The organism is Veillonella rodentium, assembly GCF_900187285.1.
GTDB classification, from domain to species: domain Bacteria; phylum Bacillota; class Negativicutes; order Veillonellales; family Veillonellaceae; genus Veillonella; species Veillonella rodentium.
In genome coordinates, this window is sequence record NZ_LT906470.1 from 2,002,575 (window position 1) to 2,024,457 (window position 21,883).

The window sequence follows — 21,883 nt, forward strand, 5'->3', positions numbered from 1 at the left end:
TGCTTTGTTACGATGCATGCCATTTTTATAACTGTGCATTACACAAATGCATGAACAATTATTCATATAACAAATATATAAATATCACCGTATCTATGCAAAACGCTAACTGATACAACCTTTAATAACTATTTATCATAATTAAAAATTAAATATAGTCGATGTAATACCCTACATGGTATTATTACAAAAGACATGTTGTAGAAAGGATGTGTGACGATGTCGATTTTTTCTCCTGCTCCTCATATCGAACGTTTACCTGAGGCGCAAATTGATTCCACCTACAAACGACTTCGCAAAGAGGTCTTTGCCGGTACATTTATCGGGTATGCTACATTCTACCTGATTCGACAAAACTTCAGCCTCGCTGTGCCGTACATGATTGCCGAGTACGGTTACGCCAAAGCGGATCTCGGTGTTGTTATGACCGTCTTATCCGTAGCTTACGGTGTCAGTAAGTTTGTCGTGGGTAATGCTTCTGACCGCTCTAACCCGAAGTATTTTTCAACGGTAGGTCTATTGCTGAGCGCATTAGTAATGCTGTTATTCGGTACCTTGCCGGGCGTTATGAGCAGCATTCCTATCATGTGTGTTCTCGCCTTCCTGAATGGTTGGTTCCAAGGCATGGGGTATCCTCCATATGCGAAAAATATGGTTACCTGGTTCTCCCGCTCCGAACGCGGTGTGTGGTGGTCCTGGTGGAACGTATCGCACAATCTCGGTGGCGGCATCATTGCACCTCTTGCCACATTGGGTATTTATCTATTCGGCACATGGCATAGTATTTTCTTCTTCCCTGCTATTATTGCTATCATACTTGCGATTCTTACCTTTGTTCTGCTGAAAGATACCCCTCAATCCTGCGGTCTGCCGCCTATTGAGGAATACAAACACGAATCGGTTACCCATACTCCTAAAGAAGACCATACAAAAAGCACGTTTAAGGAAATTTTCTTTAAATATATTCTGCACAACAAATACTTGTGGTACCTTGCTATTGCGAATATTTTCGTATACTTCATCCGCTACGGTGTAGTCAGCTGGGCTCCTACCTATTTAACTGCGTGAAAGGCTTTACAAAGGAAGGTTCCCGTTGGGCTTACTTCCTCTATGAATGGGCGGGTATTCCGGGCATGCTCGTCAGCGGTTACCTGAGCGACCGTGTATTCCGCGGCCGTCGTGCTCCGGCTACGATCTGCTTTATGATCCTCGTTATCGTCGCCATTCTCGTATACTGGTTCAATCCGGCCGGTAATATCTTCATCGATAACTTGGCGCTCATCGCGATCGGTTTCCTTATCTACGGTCCGGTTATGATGATCGGCCTTCAGGCAGCCGACATGGTTCCACGCGAAGCAACGGGCGGTGCCACAGGCCTTACGGGCTTGCTTGGTTACCTCATCGGTTCCGCCGGTGCAGGCGCCTTCATGGGTCTCATGGTTGACCTTTACGGTTGGAACGGTGGATTTGTAGCGCTCGTAAGTGCATGTATCCTCTCCATCGTATTCTTGCTTCTTACCCTTGGTGATAAAAGACAATAGTATAGATTACAACTCATAACAATTACACTAACGATACTTTCACACAAAAAGGACTCTAAGACAGCTTTATCGAGCTGTTTTAGAGTCCTTTTTATCAGTATTTCAAACTTATTGGATAAAAGGGTTATGGAACAAAACGTGTTACAAATTTACGCCGTTGCAAATTTATATCGTTACAACTTATGACGATAGTCCATCTATTTATGCCACACATAAATATCCATCCAATACTTTCAGATTATACACCAGACCAAGTCGTGCGAGGCCATGTAAAACGACAGCCATCACAGGTCCGATGAGACCGAATACACCGGCCCCGATGATCGCTATGTGGAATACTACGGATAGGATGAGCATACATAAATGAATTTGTTTGGCCTCCTTTGAAAGCAATGCCGTCGGAGAGCTTTCATCAACAAGAGAACCCATCATAAGAGATACGAGAATCAGTTCCAACGAGCACGGGCAGAGTACCAGTAGCAATGTAACGGTATGCATAAAATCGCGTGTTAATGCAAAAGCGCCCATAGAAAGCAGCATTACCGCCACAACGATAACCGACGAATATCGGTTAAGCCCTTGTCTAATCGCTACCAGCGGCGCCGGCATAGCGGGCAGCATATCATCATCGAGCGTATAGTGGACCTCACCCGTAATTAACTGTTCCAGGAAAAAGCCGGCCTGCACGACAAGCCCCACATACGCGGCCGTGTGATAATCGCCGATAGCAATGAGCGCCAACATGGCTACGACGATAAGGAAATTCGCATGAATTTCCAGGTTATCCCATATGCTTTGCACGCTATTAATCAACAATGGTAACCCGCAAATAAGCACGGTCACCCACGCCAGATCAATAACCAGCCCCATACGCTCCGTAATTATATCCAGTATTATGAATACTGCACCAAGGGTCAATATGCTCCCCTGTGTGCGTAATGACCAGTGCGCTGATAACGCTTGTAATAGTTTCATAAAGACCTCTCTATTGATAGATACCGTCCACACTTAAGGCGGGAATTTCACATGTACTTTGAAATAAATGTTTTTAACAATTGTTTTTAAATAGTGGTTTTAAACTGACTAATCATTTACCTTTGAAATAGTTACCCATTTACCTTCCAAGCAATTAGCCATTTACCGTCTAAATATTTAGAGCTATTTACCTTCTAAGTAATCAGCTATTCGTCAATGTACCCATAGGGGTATATCTACTGTGAATATTATACAAAACATCTCCATGAATGACAATACCTATCAAAATATTCGGAGTCCCCCTGCGAGGTCTAGTTAAAGATCTAATTAGTCAGTAGCAACTTAAATGCAGGAATGGACATAGCTCCTAAAGCGACTTTGGCGCACGAAGTGGGTGGCCTTCGGAGTACCTCTTACGAGGCTTAGTTAAAGATCTAATTTTAACTCATCAAATGGAAAGCCCCTATCTCTAAAAACGACTTGGCGGCGCAGCGATGGCCTTGGAGGCTTTTAGAGATAGGGGCTTTCCCTCATATTTGATATAAAATTAGAGCTTTAACGCCTCCACCCATTCGGCCTCTTTAAACCCGACGAGTACGCGGTCGTCCAGCACCAAAATAGGACGTTTCACCAACATCCCGTTCGATGCCAACAAAGCAAGTTTTTCCTCTTCACTGAGATTTGGCAATTTATCCTTCAGTTGCTGCTCACGATATATCATACCGGACGTGTTGAAGAATGCTTTCAAATCCTTTCCGGATTGCGGATACCATGCCGCAATTTCCTCGGCTGTCGGATTTTCCGATTTAATATCACGATCGGTATATTTAATATTATGATCATCTAAAAACTTCTTTGCTTTTTTACAAGTTGTGCATTTCGGATATTCTACGAATAACATATGATCTCCTTTTCTATACTGTATAATCCTGCTTTTACCATAAGTGTAACAAACATATCAATTATCAACGGATTGATTAGCAACACATGTAATTTCTTTTAAATCTGCCTGAAGGTTGACCATATCTTTCGCCTCAAGTAAGTCTAAATCCATTTGCATGCGAAGAAAAAAACCATTGGACATGCCAAAATATTTACATAATCTTAAATCTGTATCTGCTGTAATTTTACGCTTATTCTGCAAAATTTCTTGAATGCGAGACACAGGGACTTTAATATCCTTTGCCACACGATATGTACTAAGTCCTAATGGTCGCATAAACTCCTCCAATAAAACTTCACTCATCTTTGGCGCGGGAATCAGTTCACTCATTCTAATCCTCCCTAATGATAGTCTACAATTTCTACATCATGTAAGTTGAAATCCTCATCTATACGAAAGCAAATACGATACTGCTTGTTGATTCTAATACTACACTGACCCTCTCTATCACCATGTAAAGCCTCAAATCGATTGCCTGGCGGAACCATAAAATCTTCTAAACATCGACAGGCATGAAGAAACCGTAATTTTAACAAAGCCTTCCGCTGAATATGAATCAGCAGATGCCGAGAATAACTACGGTAAAAAATTTTCTCTGTTTCCTTATCCTTAAATCCGATAATCATAAACTGACTCTCCTTAATTATACCTGTAATACAGGTATAATTCAATATACTCTACCCGAATTACAGGTATAAGAATGCTAATCTATGAATTATTTCTGTGAAAGTATATCTGAAACCTGCTGATGTCACCAATGGTCACATCGTTCGCGACCGAAAAATTCTCAAGGGCACGACTGCCAATACTACAAAAGAGAAAACTACCGACAGCACATAGAAATATAAACTAACACCTCATTCTGGAGATGGCACGCTTACAACTAAAAATAATACATACAATAATTCTTTCAATAGTAATCTACAGCATAAAACTGAGTCCACGGAATGCTGAACTCAATCATATGTTGTATTAAATAGTAATCTACAATAAAAAACTGAGTCCGCAGAATACTGAACTCAATCATATGTTGTATTAAATAGTAATCTACAACAAAAAACTGAGTCCGCAGAATAGCGAACTCAGTCATATATTGTATTAAATTATATGTTCGGATACCCGATTAAATTATATATCCGGATACCTGATAGATGATTCATCGGAAAAACCGAAAATTATATAACAAAAATCCTGAAATAATGTATAGAGCCACCGTATAGAAATCAAAGGAAGAACGTCAGCCCCATAGCCACGAATATGGCCGGCAACAAATTGGCGATGCGTATTTTACCGGGCCAGATTAAATCGATGCCCACACAGAAAATCAAAATCGATCCCACATAGGACAGATTATCGATAGCGCTTTGTGTCATGAGAGGCGCCGAAACGCAAGCCCGATGAGGCTCCCCGCAATAATAAGAACCACGTTAATAACCGTCCCCAAACCGAACATACCAGTTCCCTTTCCTGTGAAAGCCGCCCCGCCTTAGTCGGACGGACTTTACTTATATGCATTTTCGCATTTAAAAATCAACTTATAGTCTGTAAACATTTAGGCATGAACAGCCTATAAACATTCACATATGAACAATCCGTAAACATTCACGCATAGAAGCCTCTACTCATCATCTGCCGGCAAATGCACTACATCCGCGTTCGCATTGATTTCGTGAAAGCACGGACAGTCTTTGGCATGATCGTTGATGAGGCCGGCCGCCTGCATATGAGCATAAATCGTTACAGGCCCGACAAACTTGAATCCCCTTCTCTTCAAGTCCTGACTGATCCGCGTGGATAAGCCGTTCTTCGGCGGCACCTTTCCCTCCGGATGACCGTCATAAATAATGGTCTTATGACCTGTGAAAGCCCAGATATAGTCGCAAAAAGACCCGAACTCTCGCTGAACCTCCTGAAAAGCGCGCGCATTATTGATGATGGCCTCTATTTTACGGCGTGCCTTAATCATACCTTCCGTCTGCAAAATGCGCTGTACATCATCCTCGGTGTAGCGAGCCACCTTATCGATATCAAAATGATCAAAACAGGACCGTATAATTTCCCGCTTGTTTAAAATCGTAAGCCAGCTGAGCCCGCACTGCAGATTTTCAAGGCAAAGATGCTCAAACTGATGTTGGTCATCATGAACGGGTCGCCCCCATTCATAATCGTGATAAGCATGATACAACGGCGTCGTAGGCCATTCACAGATAAACTTTTCCATAAAAAACTCCCGGGAAAATACAAAACAGTCTCTAACCGGACACCATTTCAAATTACAAATAGATTGAAATACCTGACAGCTACTTTCACAATAATAAATATCCTGAATGAACCTCAATTCATCTACACTAACCCCTGTGCCCACAACAATATATCATACATGAGGGCCATGACAAGCGCCATGATGAGGTTGCCGCCGACATAAAACGGCACCAGATAATAAACGAACAACAGCATCACGTGCAATGTTTTGCGGATCCACGAAACCGACGTGCTCTTATGAACCTTATTATCGATCAAATCATATACGCGGCAGGCGGACTCTATTAACCGCTCCATCCAGGCCGGGATGCTTTTACCATCATTCAGCGCAGGACAGTAAAGAAGTACAAACGGCAGCACGATGGCATCCAGCGCCAACAACACGGCCAATGTGAGCGCAAAGAGATCAACATCGCCCTCCCACATCAGAGGTCGAGCGATAAAATGAAGCCCCCACAAATAGGCTTTGTACACTATATACGGTTCTAACAGCCACAACAAAGGCTTCAATACACTCATGAGACTACCTACATCAAACAGAATAATAAACGCATATGCACACGCTTCGGAGTGAACCGGCGATGACATACGCGCAACAGTTTATAATATAAAATTAATTATAACAGATTTGAGGCAAATTGTGAGGTACAGATTCATAAAAATCACATAAAATGTTGCTTTCAACATTATATTGAAAGCAACATTCTTATAAGGAGTCTATTCGACCGCATCAATAATCTCGCCGATATACATATAATGCGGTTCCCAGCGATTGTGGCCCGCTTGCGTATACACAGGTGAATTAGCTGCATAAAACGCCTTCACGTGATCTGCCAAATGAGCCTCATCAAACTGATGTTCATACAGTTTTCTGCATACAAATGTCAATTCCGCCTCCGCAAAGGTCACGTCATCCCCTATCTTCACAGGCGTCAACCCGGAATTAGCCACCTTATCCTCGTTACGCCCCGAATGAGAACCCAAGTAACCTAGAGCCTGACGATAGCGGTCCGGGAAAAAGCTGACCGTAAATGTATCGTATTTAGCCATAAATTCCTGCGTATACCGTGCCGGATGAATATATACCGTCACCGTCGACATATCATCGTCATTAGGGCCCCAAATATTGCCGAGACTGCCCCAGCTGACGGTGCACGTATTGAAATCATCGAGCGTACCGGCCGTTACAAGTGCCCAACGATCTGCGAATATAGTAAAAGCTTTATAATTACGAGATTCAAACGGTTTCATAGAAATACCTCCGTCATAAAACTGACAATTTATTATCGAAATATAATAGATTTCGTTTCGAAAATATATTAAAAAACTATCTTATTCTCCGGTTTATCTCCGTATTTATTTGTATTCTTATTACCGGGGATAACCACTAACAACAATTTAACAAACAGTAACACCAAACCTATACCGGCGACCAGATGGCAACGATACTGGATAAGATATAAATAAACGCAAGGAAAGTCGGTCCATTCACATCATGAATACGTCGCGAGGCCACCGCTAATTCTCTAAGGATAGCAATGAACACGATCAGTCCGCCAATACAAATACCGACTGTGGAAAATTTAGTCAGGCCCAGAATATATCCACCAACAAAACCGATAACAAAGACGATTAATAAATTAACTAAAAAGGATCAGCGATTCATCCGTCCGGATAAAGATAACAGCGCTTTCAATTGTTCCATATGTATCATCCTCTTTCTCATATCTATTCATGGCAGACAATCATGACCATTTGTGAAAGAAAACGCACGCTCTCACTATAAGAACGTGCGTTGTTGAAATCATTTATTTTCGCGCAGAAAATAAGCTTTCACCTGATTCAATCAGTTTATGAGCCTATCAGAATTCAGCGAGAGCCGATTATTTACCGCCCCAGATAAGTCGGTATACAGCATAAGCCGGTGTACCAGGAGTTACCTTATGAGCCTGTTTGTTAGTTTTTTCCTCTTTCACCACATATCCTTGAGGATTGTACAGAGTTACCTTAAGATCCTTTACTTCGCGTTTTTTGTTATTGAATTCTTCGGTTACGATATAATGATAACCTTCAGCATCCATCGCCTTGATATCCAATGTAGCTTTCTTATCATCTTTCTTAACGGAATCGTTATCGATAGACCAAGTAATACCGTTATTATCAGTACCTACAGTATACCAGTTAGCCGCATCAACACTACCGATACCGCCGATTAATAAAGCCCCTGCTGCCAATACAGCTGCCAATGTTTTTTTCATATCAATACCTCTCATAAAAAATAAAAATACAATAATAGTATATAAGTAGAAAATAAATATTGTATGAAAGAGAAGTTGCATATTTCCCTAGAGCGAGTTTCAAGGCCCTCTGAAATAAGCTATACACAAAAAAAATCCCCCTCCTAAAAACGACTTAGCGCACGTAGTGGGTGGCTTGCTGGAGTTTTTAGGAGGGGGATTCTTTGCTCACTAATAGATTATTTTCCCCAGAGGGCCTGCATAACTTCCGCCCCCATGGTATCCCCTTCAATTTTCATCGGTTTTTGTACTTTTTTATTGGTCAATAGCGCAATCCCCGCATTGCTGTACACGGTTGATTCAAGTTCTGTCCACATTTTTGCATTACGATCGATACGCACCGTATAAATGTAAGTAAAGCCTTCCACATTGTTGACCTTTACCAATACGGTCGCCATATCGTCCGTTTTATACACGGACGCATTATCGATAAACCATGTCGCATCATCAGCATCCGCATCGATATAATACCAGTCCGCCGCATTCGCCTGTCCGAAGCCGCCAGCAAACATTACCCCTGCCATAACAATGGCAACTAACCATTTTTTCATATGTTACCCCTTAATGTACCCTTTACGACCAGAGGCGACCATCAACGATGGTCGCCCGCCAGTTTCTTACATGAATATATATACAGTATATGACGAATGTACATATACTTTCACAGAATACAATAGATGTACGAAACACCCCGATATTTTATTATAATTCTTCTTCGTTTTCGATTTCCCCTGCCGGAATGACAGCAATGCTCGCAACCTTATCGCCTTCGTCAAGGTTCTGCGTTTTCACGCCGGAAATAGCTTTGCCCTTCTTAACGGCAATATCGTTCATGTTGAAGCGGATAATCTTGCCCTGCTCGGAAATGAGCATCACTTCGTCATCATTATGAACGACCTCTACAGCCACGACATCGCCGGTCTTGTTCGTGATCTTAAAGTTCTTCGAGCCCTTACCGCCGCGTTTCTGCAATGTGTACGCATCCGCATCATTGCGCTTGCCGAAGCCTTCTTCGGAGATGGTGAAGATCTGCACATCCCGTTCCTCTGTATCAAGGACACCGGCACCGACAACGACATCGCCCGTATTGAGCTTAATACCGCGCACACCGTGAGCCGCCCGCTTCATGAGGCGCGCATCATTTTCGTTAAAGCGGATAGCGATACCGAGTTTCGTACCGATCAGAATATCCTGATTGCCAGTCGTCACATTGACGGAAATCAAGCGGTCCCCCTCATCGAGATTAATCGCATTGAGGCCGGAACGACGAATGTTGCGGTATTCTTCGATAGCTGTACGTTTCACGACGCCGAGCTCCGTCACCATGAATAAGTTTACATCTTCCTGTATACGTTCAAGATCGATCATGGTCGTAACCGATTCACCCACGGCGAGCGGCAATACATTGACCATCGCGGTACCGCGGGAATTGCGTGAACCCGCTTCCGGTACTTCGTACGCCTTGAGACGATACGTACGGCCCGTAGACGTGAAGAATAGCAAGGTATTATGCGTCCGCACGTGCATAATCTGCGTTACATAATCATCTTCCTTCGTCTTCATGCCGATAACGCCGGCGCCGCCTTTATGCTGGTTGCGATATACGTTCGCATTCATGCGCTTGATATACCCCTGTTTCGTCAAGGTGATAACCATTTCTTCGTCAGCGATGAGGTCCTCCACATCAAGGTCGGACGTATCGATCGTGATTTCAGAACGACGAGGATCGCCGTATTTCTTCTTCATGTCGTCCAGTTCGTCCTTAACGATTTGACGCTGACGCGCTTCGCTGGCAAGGATAGCTTTCAAATCTTCGATCAATGCCAACAATTCCTTGTATTCGTCTTCGATTTTCTCGCGTTCCAAACCTGTTAAACGGCGTAAACGCATGTCGAGGATGGCCACCGCCTGCTTTTCTGAAAGCCCGAATTTTTCCATCAATGCGTTGCGTGCGATGTCGTCCGTTTGGGAACTGCGAATCGTCGCGATCACTTCATCGATGTGGTCCAGTGCAATCAATAAGCCTTCCAGGATGTGAGCGCGCGCTTCCGCTTTATTGAGTTCAAAGCGCGTACGGCGTACGATTACATCGAGGCGATGATTTAAGTAGTAACCCAAGACTTCTTTCAAATTCAATACGCGAGGATGACCGTCCACGAGGGCGAGCATAATCACGCCGAATGTTTCCTGAAGTTGGGTATGTTTATACAATTTATTAAGCACGATATCCGGTTGCACATCAGCGCGCAATTCGATAACGATGCGCAAACCCTGACGGTCGGATTCGTCACGCAATGCGGTGATACCGTCCACAACCTTGTCACGACTGAGATTCGCGATGCTTTCAATCACACGAGCCTTGTTGACCTGATATGGAATTTCGGTAACCACAATTCTATGCTTGCCCTTGGACATCTCTTCGATAGATGCACGGGCGCGCATTTTCACGCTGCCGCGACCTGTGGCATATGCTTTTTTGATACCTTCCCGGCCCAAAATAAGCGCCCCTGTCGGGAAGTCAGGCCCTTTGATGGCTTTCATCAATTCATCCACAGTCACATCCGGATTGTCGATGAGCATCGCAAGACCGTTACACACCTCGTTGAGATTATGCGGCGGAATATTTGTCGCCATCCCTACGGCGATACCGCTGGAGCCGTTGATGAGAAGATTCGGAATCTTCGCCGGCAAAACGGTCGGTTCCTGCAAGCTTTCATCATAATTCGGCATGAAATCAACGGTTTCCTTGTCGATATCGGCAAGCATTTCCATCGTGATCTTCGCCATACGAACCTCGGTATAACGCATCGCAGCGGCACTATCGCCGTCGATGGAACCGAAGTTACCGTGCCCGTCCACCAATAGGTAACGGGTATTGAAATCCTGCGCCAAACGAACCGTCGCATCGTAAACGGAGCTATCCCCATGTGGATGATACTTACCGAGTACGTCACCGACGATACGGGCGGATTTCTTGTACGGCTTGTTCGGCGTCATGCCTGTTTCGTGCATAGCGTACAAAATTCGACGATGCACCGGCTTCAAACCGTCGCGCACATCCGGAAGCGCACGCATAACGATTACGGACATAGCGTAATCGATGTACGCGTTCTTCATTTCTTTATCAATCTGAACGGGATGAATATTCCCGTGGGACCACTGTTGGTCTGCCACAATCTCACCTCATTTTACTAACACTGATACTGATTCATCATATAATTATAGCATTTTTCCTGATTTATCGCTATTGTTCTTATGAATTCTGTGAAAGTTTAGTTACCTAATTAACTCTATTCTTCGCATCACTTATTCTACGATTAAAATATTCCCCTAATCCACTCTCTAGCTTAGAGGTATCAAAAGAAGAACTACCGTAAGCATTGAGCAACGTAGCACGCCAATCATCTTTTCCCTTGAACCAAATAGCCTCAATATAACCGGCTTTGGTCTTATCCTGTTCACCAATCGGCAGATAGTAAAAAGAAACCTTCCGCCCGAATAAAGGACGCAACAGCGCCTCATCATCATTCGGCTTATAGAGTGCATATATTTTCTTCAACATAGTAACCATGTCGGCACCTTTCACCGTGTGGTCTACAAAGATAAATTCACCTTCATCAAAAAGCGGTACTTCACTCATGCCGGTCTGTCGTTTTAATTTGGAACGTGTCAGCATCGCCTGCTCATCGACCGTAGCCGTTCGCATTCCATAACTCCGAGCTAATTCACTGATTTTACCGTTTAAATGATTTAAATACGCCTCTGCATATGCAAAATCCGCATTCGTATTCCTCTGACCACCGGGAACCGGCAATGTCGGACGTTTTACATTAGAGCGCGTCGAAAAAGAGAAACCATTGTGTTCATCATAAAACACACACACATTCCGCTGAAACGGCTTCTCCTTTTCCACCACAGACGACTGCAATACCAGCTGAGGATTGCAAACCTTAAATTCCTTCTCAATGCCCGCCTTTACATCATCCGGCGATGCCGGATCACCATTGGACGTCGTCCAGATGAAGTCACAACCACTCAATAAAAAACTTGAAATACAAACTGCAACTAACAGCACATACCTAACACAAAGCCGCATACACACACCTCCCCACACAACCAACTCTCCACTACTCTATTTCAAATGAAATATGCTGATGCAACTGTTGAAAGGACTAAATTATTATTGATGGGACATCTTTATAACTAAAGTTTTAAAAAGTGCCACTACCTATTGATGAACGACTTAGCTCGCTTTGGAGCGAAGAAATAGGTAGTGGCACTTTTTAGCTAATTAAGCCATATAACTCCTGGGCCCCATCAATAATGATTAACCATTAACTAGTTCATCTAGCATATTCATCCGAAACTCCTCAATCACATCCATGAACCCTTTATTATGTATCGGGTTTTCCGTCATTCCGAACAGATGGCTGTTGCACTCACAGTCGCTGCACCCGAAGTTCGGTACATCCCATTCCGCAATAGCTCGCACCGCATCAGCCAGAGCGCATTCTACGTCAATTTCGCTTTCGCCCATAGTTGTACCCATAATTATTCCCCTATCGGTTACGCTCACATCGATTGCGCCCACAGCGGTGCTTTCACGAACAGGCGAGTCGTCGTTAGCGAACTCACGCTGTATCTGAGCACCAAGCGTCATGGCCTGCGGGTGCCCGCTGGTTCGTATCGGCAGGCCTCCGATCATTTCACAGTGCCCGCGGAAATAATCCAAATGCCAATGCATCTTCTTGCGTTTTCGTTTATGCCGCTCGATGCGCTTTGTGAGGTTCGCCTTCGCAGAGCCTACATACATATAATAGCCCGCCTTGAAATGCATCATTCCTTTGGAACCGATTTCAAGTTCCAAATCGCGATCCAGATGCATCACCATGACGTACACACCGCTATCATGAGCTTCGCTGGCAAGAACTGCACCGGGATACATACATTCACGGGCGACCGTCGGCATGGCAAAGGTGTCATCCCACGCTACGGCAACGGCTTTCCAGTCAAGATGCGGCGCCACCTCTTTAAAGGTCTGGGCAAACGCGAGATCCGTATGGTAATCCGGCAGGAACCACCGGGCCCTGTCCCATTGAACAAGAAACAGCACGCCCGTGTGATACCCTTCATCCTGTAATTCCTTTAAATGCAGCAGATGCTTGCGACCGCGCTCGGTAATAGCATCCGGAAACATGGCGCCCGTCTTGGAAAACAATGTGCAGGACTTGACCTCCAGCAGAAATTCCTCACCATGATCATTCGTTAAAAGTAAATCAAAGCGCGATGACGTGCCGTGAACTTTCACGGTATATTCGCGGCGTACGACGCGCCACTGTTCCCAGCCGGGAATGAGCCGATTCTCAATGAGATGCTGAGCCACATCATTACTGTAATTTGTATCGAGCATGATGACCTGCCCGTCCCGCTCGATACCGACCACGCGAAACTGTGTCTTCGCATCAGGCTTGCTGTGAGGCACTGCATACATGATGATACCGGGAAACAGCAGTTCCCACATGCGACCCGGATTCGGCAAATGAGCAGTCACAACCTCGCCGTCCAGTTCAATGTGAACGACGAAACGATTGGGCCGATTCACAAAACGTCCCTTCAATATAGTGTCATATAATACTTTCATATAACCTCATGTGCTATGTATATAAATCAACTGAATCCACATTTTTTAATGATATACTATAAGAAAACTACCTTTATTATACAGAATATGACGACAGGAATCTAATGTTCCCATAATCCGATACAGCAGCTGTCCGTACCGTATATCATTTATATAGTGCATAATTAGTATTAATAATTAGTATTGAAAGCTTCAAATTATGTAGCTGAAGTTACATTCATTATCATCGAAATGTATTATACTAAGGACCATAAGGTCAGTATTCCAAATACCCATGCTGATCTCTGCGCCGGGTTTTGATGAGGCATCGCCTAGTTGATCTCATTACGCTGTTCGTATTTAAATGCGAAGCTTTCACAAAACCCTACGGCGTATTAGATAACATATAAAAAATTACATAGATTAACTAAGTAGTTTAGCCACAATCCTCCGCAGAGAGGGGCTCGAGAAAGGATTTATCATGGCACAAATCGCAGCAAATTTACAACGCATTAAAAACGGTCAACGCCGTTATGCAATTACACCGCGTATTCCGGCGGGTTTCATTCAACCGGATCAATTACAGAAATATATCGACGTAGCGAACAAATTCGGGGCCGTCCTCAAATTGACGGGCAGCCAACGCATTATGATTACGAATTTGAAAGCTGAGAGCGTGGACCAGGCGTGGGAAATGCTCGGCATGGAACCGGCTTACACCGTGTCCAATCGCGTGCGCAGCGTCAAAATCTGCCCGGGCACGACGTTCTGTAAGCGTGCTAAACAGGACAGCGTCCATCTCGGCATGCAGATTGAACGCAAGTATCTATCCGAGGAAATGCCCAGCAAGATGAAAATCGGCATTTCCGGTTGTCCGAATTCCTGTACTGAAAGCCGCATGAAAGACGTCGGCGTCATCGGTACCGTTGAGGGCTGGAATGTATACGCAGGCGGCAGCGGCGGTGCTCACCCTCGCATCGGCGACCTCATTGCAGAGGTGAAAACAGAAAAAGAAGCTCTTGCATTAGTCGACAGAATCATCGCCTATTACAAAGAAAACGCACAAATTGAACGGATGGGCGAATTCATCGACCGCATCGGTTTAGAGGCTTTCAAAGCGGCCGTATTGGGCGACCTCGAAGGGGCTCCCGCTGAAAGTAAATCCGATGAGCCGGCTGTATTCTTGCCGGGCCAGGGCAACGATCCTATCGTGGAACAGCCCCGCCTCGAAGCAGGCGCTCCGATTACGCCGGACACAATCATTCGCGACATCGTGGATACCTATCCGGTCGTTGTACCCGTATTACAAAGCATCGGCATGGGCTGCCTCGGCTGTCCGTCTTCTACGGCTGAACCATTGTGGCAGGCCGCAGAAATTCACGGTGTAAACGTATACGATTTAATAGAAAAATTAGAAACTGCACGCAAAGGAGCTTAACATGTCCGCATTCTTAGGTCACATTCACTACTGGTTATATCGCAAAATTCAATTACTCGTGGAACGGGAAAATCTGATTCTGGAAAAAACATCGAAGGTTGTCGACGATCTGGCTGACGAACTGCACGCCATTTCCATCGATACCTACGGAGAACCTATCAATCCGAGTATTCCTCTCGAAAATATCATCGACCACGGCAATATCCACGGCTGGTTGTCCAATCAGATGAACATCGCCTCTGTTCGCGAAGCGGCTTTCATCAAAGACCTGCTCGATACGAACTCCGGCGACGAAGCGGTTCACGTGGTGACGGCAATTCTGGATGCCTTCGCGGTGCAGGGCCAGGCATGCGGGATCGTGGCACAGGACAGCCTTGCGGAAAATACGGCGCCTGCGATTTACAACGCGCTGCAGAATTACTATGTAAACGGCATGCCTTGCGACGGTGGCGACCAGATCGTTACTGACAGCGAAGACGAATTCACATGGGTCGGCGACCACAAATTACAGGCGGGCTACTGGCGCACGGCGGGCATCGACCATAAATTCATGGAACTGGCGTACCAGACATGGTTCGAGGCATTTGTGAAAGCAATCGATCCTGCATTCGAACTCGTCACAACTGAGGAAAACGGTACCCGTTTATATTCCATTCATAAAAAATGATGAAACCATTTGATAAAACCATTTAGAATAAAATATATGTATTGAAAGATGAGCGTAAACTTACGCTCGTTTTTTCATATAATAACCTTGAAAAATTATTATGATTTTGAATTTCTATATATTTCTACATAACTGTAGCTACAGGTACATAATTGATAAGTAATTTCATTTATAATGTACTCATAAGGTAATTACACAATGTAAATTAAAAGTTAGCGTAAGCTTTCAAAATACAAAAGCTGGAATTAGGAGGTCTATTATGACAGGCACAGTAAATCAAGAATTAGGTTTATTATTTCAAGGTCCGAACTACGTCATCGTGAAAAAAGGCGGCAAAGCCGGTGAGAAAGTCGAAAAACACAACCATCCGGAAGCCAACGTCATCTTCACGGTCGTAAAAGGCAAAGTACAGGTATTCCTCAACGAAACTGAAGAACACATCCTCGTACCGGGCCAAGTACTCGAATTCAACGGCGACAACTATATCCAGGCAACACTCGTGGAAGACAGCGAATTCGTAGTAAACCTTATCCATAAACCGGAATAACAAAATTAATGGCTATAAAATAGCTTTTATATAAATAATGGACGGTTATACCGTCCAATCAATAAATAACCCCCTACGGTTAGAGTAAGTAACATCTAACGTAGGGGGTTATTTGTACCCATCCACGATTTATTTGGAATTTATTCTCCATATTTCTATATAGAAATCGTATACTGTTATCCCCACAATATAAAATCCCTGTCAGTAGAAAATTTATAGAATAAATATATAATTAACATTTCAATAGATGATTAAAACGAATTATACGTCGTTAAATCATTAATATCAAAACGCGCCGTATGCCCCGGAGCAGGAACACTTTCAGCATGAGGGTAACCGATCGGAATAACAGCCACAGGAATGATATTGTCCGGCAAGGAAAATAACTCATGGATCTTATCCGGATCAAAATAAGCCACCCAGGTGCTGCCCAAACCTAAATCCACCACCTCAAGTATAATATGAGTCGCTACAATACTTGCATCTACGACCCCCATATCCTCATTATCAAAAGAGCGTTTCCAGCTGACCTTGTTATCGTAGCAGACAATAATCGCTAACGGTGCGTTAAAATGACACGGTGTACAATCCTTCAACCGATTTAAACTATCCGCCGAATCGAGCACAAGAAGCCTCTGCGGCTGATTATTATGAGCCGTAGGCACCAATCCGGCAACCTCTAAAAGCGAATCAACCTTCTCCTGCTCCACCTGTTTAGTGTCAAACTTCCGAACAGAATACCGACTTGCTGCTAACGATTTAAAACCTTCCATTGAACCTCACTCCTTTTCTGTATAAAATGCCTTAAAAAATCTCTATACCCAACGCCTTAAAATAATAACTCAGCTAGATAAAAAGACCCCAAAAACCGACTTAGTACCCTCGTGTAAAGTAAATCAACTTTACTCCGACCTCTAACGCTTTAAAAGAATAATCTATATAAAAGACAATCCCCCTTCGGAAAACGACTTAGCGCACGCTAGTGGGTGGCTTTGGAAGCTTTCCGAAGGGGGATTGTCACCCCAAAAGAGATTATTTTTTAAGGCGTTTAATTACTTCATCGGTAATATTTTCAATTTTGCTGTCTTTATCAGCAGCGCGGATTGTGTATGGATCATCCAAAACTACATCCATGTGTTTTTCAACGCGGATTGTTTCTACTGCGTTGTGAATCGACTGCATCATAGGTTCAGCAATTTTATTGATTTCTTCGTTTTCCTTTTGAAGCAATGGAGCTACGGATTTATTGAATTCAGCTTCAGCTTGTGCTTTATCCTGAATTTTTTCAATTTCAGCAACTTTCTTCTCAATTTGTGGACGGTATTGAGCGTCTACCTGTTGCATTTTCATATCCAAAGCGCCATAACCGGGATAGCTGTTAACTACCTGACTCATATTCACCAAGCCGATATTAGCCGCACTTGCTACAGCTGCAGTAGCGGAAAGAGCGCCAACGATAGCTAGAGTTGTTAATTTCTTAGTTACGTTCATCTAAAATCCTCCTCAACAGTAAAGTCTCATCACACTATCAACTAGTGCACTGTTTAACTATATCAAATCTCGGAAACTTTCACAAGACTCTATCATATAGAATAATAAGGGCCCATGAACTCATCATGAACCCTTATAAATAAAGCTCTATTGCGCTTCATCATTCAAATAAATATACTTGTCGGATTTGAGCTTGGACACGAGATCCGGCACCAGACCGATAAGACGATCGAAGCTGCTGCTGTAAGGATTCCCCTTGATGTTAAACAACTCGATGCGATCCCCTTTGATAACGAGAATAGCGCTCGGTTCCATGCGCGCACCGCCGCCACCGCCGCCGGATTCCTGACTTTTATTGGCAACATTATGATTCGTACCGGTCCCGAAACCGAAGGTTACGTCCACGAACGGCACCAATGTGGTATCGCCGATCTGCACCGCCTCGCCCACAACGGTTTCCACCTTGATCATATTTTTAAATTTCTCAAATAGGACTTCCAAATTCTCTTTTACATTACTGTTCTCCATCACAGTACCTCCGCTATTTCATCAGGTTACTATCGTGAAAGCTACGACGCCTGCTGCGCCTTCAGCTTTTCTAATTCTTTTGATTCCTTTCGCTTCGTCCAGAATACACGTATGCTTTCACCAAGCAGATCACGTACAGGTTTTGAAAGCATGAATCGCGTTCCATGCCACGCCAGAACACCTAACATAATGCGCCCTTTAATATGTACGCTACCGGCACAGGTGAGGTTTACATAATCCAGCTCGATGTGTTCGGCCTGCTCGGGCCAAATGCTGTACAGCATGGATGCTATTATCCCCATTCGATACGGATTTCCCAGCCCGAAACGGCCCTCAACCTCTATATCTCGAGGTTTTGAATGATTATAACACCGCTTCGATACGAGAAACAGCTGACGCCATAATTCCGTATTAGTCACATGTTTCATGAACCAGAATGTAGGAATTTTTGATTTGAACGATGCCACAGGATCATCCGGATCAGGCTTTTTAAAACGCTCCTTCACCGTCGTTTTCAAAGCTTTCACCTTGGTGAATACCTTTTCCTTCACGGATCCGTCACTGTTGAAAGTAACGCGACTCACCACTTCATCATCGGCTTTTATATGTAACGTCGTCGGATTCTGCTGAATCGTATCATATCGGTCGGCACGAGCCTGAGCACCAGACCCTTCAACGGATTTCCTGACAGGCTCCGCCCTCTCAATACGAGTCTGAACCGGTTCTTTTACATCGTCATCAGATTTAGTTTCTATATCGTCTGTATCATCAAATTCTTTTGATGGACCTTGACCGCTGTCTAAATCATCAAAACTCGTTCCTGACGAGCTTGCTGATGGACCCTGCCCCTTTCCGCTCATAGCCTTCGCAAAGGCCTCTCCCGGGCTCATATCGACATCATCCATGACTTTATGGTATTCCTCGTCCACACGATTTTCAAGCCATTCTTCGTAGTCTTTAACAGGCCCGATTTTCAATATGCCCAGGAAATACAGTTCCTTGAAAAACGGTTTATCCTGCAGATACGCTAAATGCAAGGAAAATACGCGCCACAGCCATCTGATACGCAGTTCCCCGCGGTACGGTGTGCGGCCGTTGATATCGATGCTATATGTGATTGGTGTCAGTAGGATAATCAAGATAAGCGCTATAATGATAGCCACAATACTGAGGACTACAATAGCTACCGTACTCAACCACATCACCTCCTTAGGTGCTCATATGATGGTGAAAGTCTGCTAATTTTCAATCCCCTTTCGGGCCATCACACCTTGCAAGTAATAATGCTTAATTTCCTTCATTTCCGTAACAAGATCGGCCTCATCAATGAGTTCCTGAGGGGCCCCGCGACCGGTAAATACAAGTTCCGTTTCAGGATTACGGGCATCCAATAGAGCCTTCGTTTTTTCCCATGTAATAAGTTCGAAGAAGAGCGCCATATTATATTCGTCGAGGATGACCAGATCGTAATCACCGCCCGAAATGGCTTCCAATGCCCGCTCATACCCCGTTTCGATAAGCGCCACATAATCATTCGGCGGGTTGCCGGACTCAAAGACGACTACCTCATCGCCCCATTTGGCGAGTTCATCCTTGCCCTTCATGCCTTCCTTGATGATAAAGAACGGCTTGCCCACCGTCTCCAACGTCAGATTCTCCAAAGATGGCAATATATTATGTTCACTATATACTTTAGATTTCATAAACTGTAAAAAGAGGACTTTCTTGCCGGCGCCGATGGCACGGATGGCCAAACCGATAGCTGCGGTCGTTTTACCCTTACCTTCACCGGTATAAACTTGTACATAGGCCTTCATAGATATACCTCCGTTCATTTACTCTTATTTTACAATATATATGTAGGTTAGTAAACCGGAATAGCCCCTGAAAAGCCTCAGAACTTCAGGGAGTAATTCATTTTAAGGCAGAGATTTATCCATGTATATAGTTATGTAGAGATACACAATATACAAAAGGAGCTGTACCATTATGGCACAGCTCCTTTCAGTACTTTACTTTTATTTAGTTATTAATCACGAATTTAATTGCTGATAGGCAGGAATACCATCGGATCCACCGGTGCGCCGTTTAGGCGTACTTCATAATGGACGTGAGCCCCCGTACTTTTACCGGTGCTGCCCATCAACGCGATGGTCTGCCCCTGTTTTACAGTCATACCAGGGGTGACGAGCACAGCACTGTTATGTCCATAGCGGGTCACAAAGCCGTTGCCGTGATCGATTTCAACGAGGTTACCGTACCCGCCGCTCGTATAGCCCGCAATGGTAACAACACCACCTGCGGTAGCCACGATCTGACTGCCGTAGTCATCAGCGATGTCGATGCCTTCGTGGAATGCACCGATAGTGCCCGTCACAGGATCGACACGACTGCCGAATGGAGAGGTAATAACGCCCTTACTAGGCCAGATGCTCGGAGTTGTACTGTTAGCGGCACCGCCGGATCCGGCAGAGTAGTTGATTTGTTGCAGCGCCATCAAGTCCTGAGCGCCGCCGTCACGAAGAATATTGCGCATCGTATAGAAGCTGACCAACAGTTTCTGCGCTTCTTTATCCATTTTAGATAATTGAGCCGATAGTTGTGCCGCCGTTAACGTAGTCGGTTGCTCCGTATCAGCGGCTTCCGGTTTTGGGTCGCTGCCGTCCCCTCCCCCTTGTGCAGGAGTGCCCGATTCAGCGCCTTTCAGCATCTGCTTGTTCTCTTCACTGATTTGATTTAAGTTTTGAATCTTCTTATCCAAAACCTCTGTTTTCTGTTGTAATAGTTTTAGTTGTTCCGATTGCAATTGAGTTTGTTGACGTAATTGCATCACCTCGGCCTGGCGCACGATGCCCCAGATACCGAGTGCTAATGCCAACAGAATAACTGCGGAGGTGATAACCGCCACAAGTTTTGCCTGTTTTACAGTCAATGTCAATATGCAGTTTTCTCCATTTCTTTCAATTCTGTTCGAAATGAATACTGGTAATTTCAACATAAACATTCCTTATTTTGAAACGATGGCACTCGTTAACGCTTCCGCGTTCGTACGTTCACCCAACGCTTCGTTCAAACTTTCTAATTCCTCCTGTGAAAGATTGACGAGACTTTTACCTTTCACAATCGGTTTACTAAAGATACGAGACTCGCTACGGCCGTAAATACTGGAAATACAGATGCCGTTATTATTGCCGTCAAGCAACGTAAGAGCAAAGGATAAATCATTGCCGATGTTTTCAAAGGCATTATATTTGATAAAGCCGATTTTCTGTATCGTATTGCTCTGAATATTGCGGATGTTTGCCTGCTCGCTGAGCATGGATTCAAGCCCCTTCGCGGCATCGCGAATTTCACTGACCTCAACGGATAATTTACGTTCCAAACTGGCACCGTTCTCGCCTTTCATAAAGAAATCGTATTTCTTTTTCAGGCTGTTCAAACGGATGTGCAAGGTCACACAATATGCAAGCAATGCTATCACGAGGATAATCATTACCGCGCCAATCCACGGTTGAATCGATTCGAACATGTATATTCCTTCCTATCCAGTCATCAAACCATCAACAGTTTATTA

At 44.3% G+C, this 21,883-nt stretch carries 25 protein-coding genes and 1 pseudogene; 5 read left to right on the forward strand and 21 right to left on the reverse strand.

Going from position 1 to position 21,883, the window contains the following annotated elements; all coding sequences use genetic code 11:
* Positions 1-219: 219 nt before the first annotated feature.
* Positions 220-1,068: an MFS transporter gene (locus CKV62_RS09610; protein ID WP_231968328.1), complete on the forward strand. Its 849-nt coding sequence runs from the start codon at positions 220-222 to the stop codon at positions 1,066-1,068.
* Positions 1,065-1,541, forward strand: a complete 477-nt coding sequence (locus tag CKV62_RS09615) for an MFS transporter (protein ID WP_231968329.1) — start codon at positions 1,065-1,067, stop codon at positions 1,539-1,541. Before CKV62_RS09610 ends, CKV62_RS09615 begins: the two co-directional genes overlap by 4 nt.
* Positions 1,542-1,742: 201 nt before the next feature.
* On the opposite strand, the gene CKV62_RS09225 is transcribed toward CKV62_RS09615, so the two are convergent.
* The 14 genes and pseudogenes from CKV62_RS09225 to sfsA form a co-directional block, all read right to left on the reverse strand.
* A complete protein-coding gene (locus tag CKV62_RS09225) occupies positions 1,743-2,516 on the reverse strand; it encodes a hypothetical protein (protein ID WP_095066645.1) in 774 nt (257 codons plus the stop codon).
* A 547-nt stretch (positions 2,517-3,063) separates the two neighbouring features.
* Positions 3,064-3,417 (reverse strand): Spx/MgsR family RNA polymerase-binding regulatory protein, encoded by a 354-nt coding sequence (locus CKV62_RS09230; RefSeq protein ID WP_038117523.1) that lies wholly within the window; start codon positions 3,415-3,417, stop codon positions 3,064-3,066.
* A gap of 57 nt (positions 3,418-3,474) precedes the next feature.
* Positions 3,475-3,789, reverse strand: a complete 315-nt coding sequence (locus CKV62_RS09235; RefSeq protein ID WP_095066646.1) for a HigA family addiction module antitoxin — start codon at positions 3,787-3,789, stop codon at positions 3,475-3,477.
* An 11-nt stretch (positions 3,790-3,800) separates the two neighbouring features.
* Complete coding sequence (locus CKV62_RS09240) at positions 3,801-4,085, reverse strand: type II toxin-antitoxin system RelE/ParE family toxin (RefSeq protein ID WP_095066647.1); 285 nt, start codon at positions 4,083-4,085, stop codon at positions 3,801-3,803.
* A gap of 597 nt (positions 4,086-4,682) precedes the next feature.
* Positions 4,683-4,853 (reverse strand): annotated as a pseudogene (locus CKV62_RS09245) (DUF554 family protein); the annotation flags it as partial.
* A 224-nt stretch (positions 4,854-5,077) separates the two neighbouring features.
* Positions 5,078-5,680: a DNA-3-methyladenine glycosylase I gene (locus CKV62_RS09250; RefSeq protein ID WP_095066648.1), complete on the reverse strand. Its 603-nt coding sequence runs from the start codon at positions 5,678-5,680 to the stop codon at positions 5,078-5,080.
* A gap of 122 nt (positions 5,681-5,802) precedes the next feature.
* Complete coding sequence (locus CKV62_RS09255; protein WP_095066649.1) at positions 5,803-6,240, reverse strand: hypothetical protein; 438 nt, start codon at positions 6,238-6,240, stop codon at positions 5,803-5,805.
* A 198-nt stretch (positions 6,241-6,438) separates the two neighbouring features.
* Complete coding sequence (locus tag CKV62_RS09260) at positions 6,439-6,972, reverse strand: flavin reductase (RefSeq protein WP_095066650.1); 534 nt, start codon at positions 6,970-6,972, stop codon at positions 6,439-6,441.
* A gap of 169 nt (positions 6,973-7,141) precedes the next feature.
* The gene (locus tag CKV62_RS09675) at positions 7,142-7,354 is read right to left on the reverse strand and encodes a hypothetical protein (protein ID WP_422821982.1); all 213 of its coding nucleotides are present in this window, start codon (positions 7,352-7,354) and stop codon (positions 7,142-7,144) included.
* Positions 7,355-7,604: 250 nt separating this feature from the next.
* Positions 7,605-7,979: a hypothetical protein gene (locus CKV62_RS09265; protein ID WP_038117538.1), complete on the reverse strand. Its 375-nt coding sequence runs from the start codon at positions 7,977-7,979 to the stop codon at positions 7,605-7,607.
* A gap of 218 nt (positions 7,980-8,197) precedes the next feature.
* Positions 8,198-8,569, reverse strand: coding sequence for a hypothetical protein (locus CKV62_RS09270; RefSeq protein WP_095066651.1), 372 nt, complete (start codon positions 8,567-8,569; stop codon positions 8,198-8,200).
* Positions 8,570-8,720: 151 nt separating this feature from the next.
* Positions 8,721-11,192 carry a DNA gyrase subunit A gene (gene gyrA / locus CKV62_RS09275; protein ID WP_095066652.1) on the reverse strand — a complete coding sequence of 824 codons (2,472 nt, stop codon included), beginning with the start codon at positions 11,190-11,192 and terminating at the stop codon, positions 8,721-8,723.
* 106 nt (positions 11,193-11,298) lie between these two features.
* Positions 11,299-12,114, reverse strand: a complete 816-nt coding sequence (locus CKV62_RS09280) for a hypothetical protein (RefSeq protein WP_095066653.1) — start codon at positions 12,112-12,114, stop codon at positions 11,299-11,301.
* Positions 12,115-12,345: 231 nt separating this feature from the next.
* Positions 12,346-13,659 carry a DNA/RNA nuclease SfsA gene (gene sfsA / locus CKV62_RS09285; RefSeq protein ID WP_095066654.1) on the reverse strand — a complete coding sequence of 438 codons (1,314 nt, stop codon included), beginning with the start codon at positions 13,657-13,659 and terminating at the stop codon, positions 12,346-12,348.
* A gap of 460 nt (positions 13,660-14,119) precedes the next feature.
* Between sfsA and CKV62_RS09290 the strand changes: the two genes are divergently transcribed.
* The 3 genes from CKV62_RS09290 to CKV62_RS09300 all read left to right on the forward strand — a co-directional run bounded on the left by CKV62_RS09290 (position 14,120) and on the right by CKV62_RS09300 (position 16,290).
* Positions 14,120-15,076 carry a DUF1858 domain-containing protein gene (locus CKV62_RS09290; protein ID WP_095066655.1) on the forward strand — a complete coding sequence of 319 codons (957 nt, stop codon included), beginning with the start codon at positions 14,120-14,122 and terminating at the stop codon, positions 15,074-15,076.
* 1 nt (position 15,077) lies between these two features.
* On the forward strand, positions 15,078-15,743 hold the full coding sequence (locus tag CKV62_RS09295) for a hypothetical protein (RefSeq protein ID WP_095066656.1): 666 nt from the start codon (positions 15,078-15,080) through the stop codon (positions 15,741-15,743).
* 259 nt (positions 15,744-16,002) lie between these two features.
* Positions 16,003-16,290 (forward strand): cupin domain-containing protein, encoded by a 288-nt coding sequence (locus tag CKV62_RS09300; protein ID WP_095066657.1) that lies wholly within the window; start codon positions 16,003-16,005, stop codon positions 16,288-16,290.
* Between the two features lie 251 nt (positions 16,291-16,541).
* Here CKV62_RS09300 and CKV62_RS09305 read toward each other — a convergent pair whose 3' ends face one another.
* The 7 genes from CKV62_RS09305 to CKV62_RS09335 form a co-directional block, all read right to left on the reverse strand.
* Entirely contained in the window at positions 16,542-17,063 is a 522-nt protein-coding gene (locus CKV62_RS09305) for a nitroreductase family protein (RefSeq protein WP_095066658.1), read from the reverse strand.
* A 259-nt stretch (positions 17,064-17,322) separates the two neighbouring features.
* Complete coding sequence (locus CKV62_RS09310) at positions 17,323-17,781, reverse strand: OmpH family outer membrane protein (protein ID WP_038117561.1); 459 nt, start codon at positions 17,779-17,781, stop codon at positions 17,323-17,325.
* A 147-nt stretch (positions 17,782-17,928) separates the two neighbouring features.
* Positions 17,929-18,309 (reverse strand): GerW family sporulation protein, encoded by a 381-nt coding sequence (locus tag CKV62_RS09315; RefSeq protein ID WP_038117563.1) that lies wholly within the window; start codon positions 18,307-18,309, stop codon positions 17,929-17,931.
* A gap of 41 nt (positions 18,310-18,350) precedes the next feature.
* A complete protein-coding gene (locus tag CKV62_RS09320; protein WP_095066734.1) occupies positions 18,351-19,505 on the reverse strand; it encodes a hypothetical protein in 1,155 nt (384 codons plus the stop codon).
* A 42-nt stretch (positions 19,506-19,547) separates the two neighbouring features.
* A complete protein-coding gene (locus tag CKV62_RS09325) occupies positions 19,548-20,126 on the reverse strand; it encodes a cob(I)yrinic acid a,c-diamide adenosyltransferase (protein ID WP_095066659.1) in 579 nt (192 codons plus the stop codon).
* Positions 20,127-20,350: 224 nt separating this feature from the next.
* A complete protein-coding gene (locus CKV62_RS09330; protein WP_095066660.1) occupies positions 20,351-21,307 on the reverse strand; it encodes a M23 family metallopeptidase in 957 nt (318 codons plus the stop codon).
* A 9-nt stretch (positions 21,308-21,316) separates the two neighbouring features.
* Entirely contained in the window at positions 21,317-21,838 is a 522-nt protein-coding gene (locus CKV62_RS09335) for a DUF4446 family protein (protein WP_095066661.1), read from the reverse strand.
* Positions 21,839-21,883: the final 45 nt, after the last annotated feature.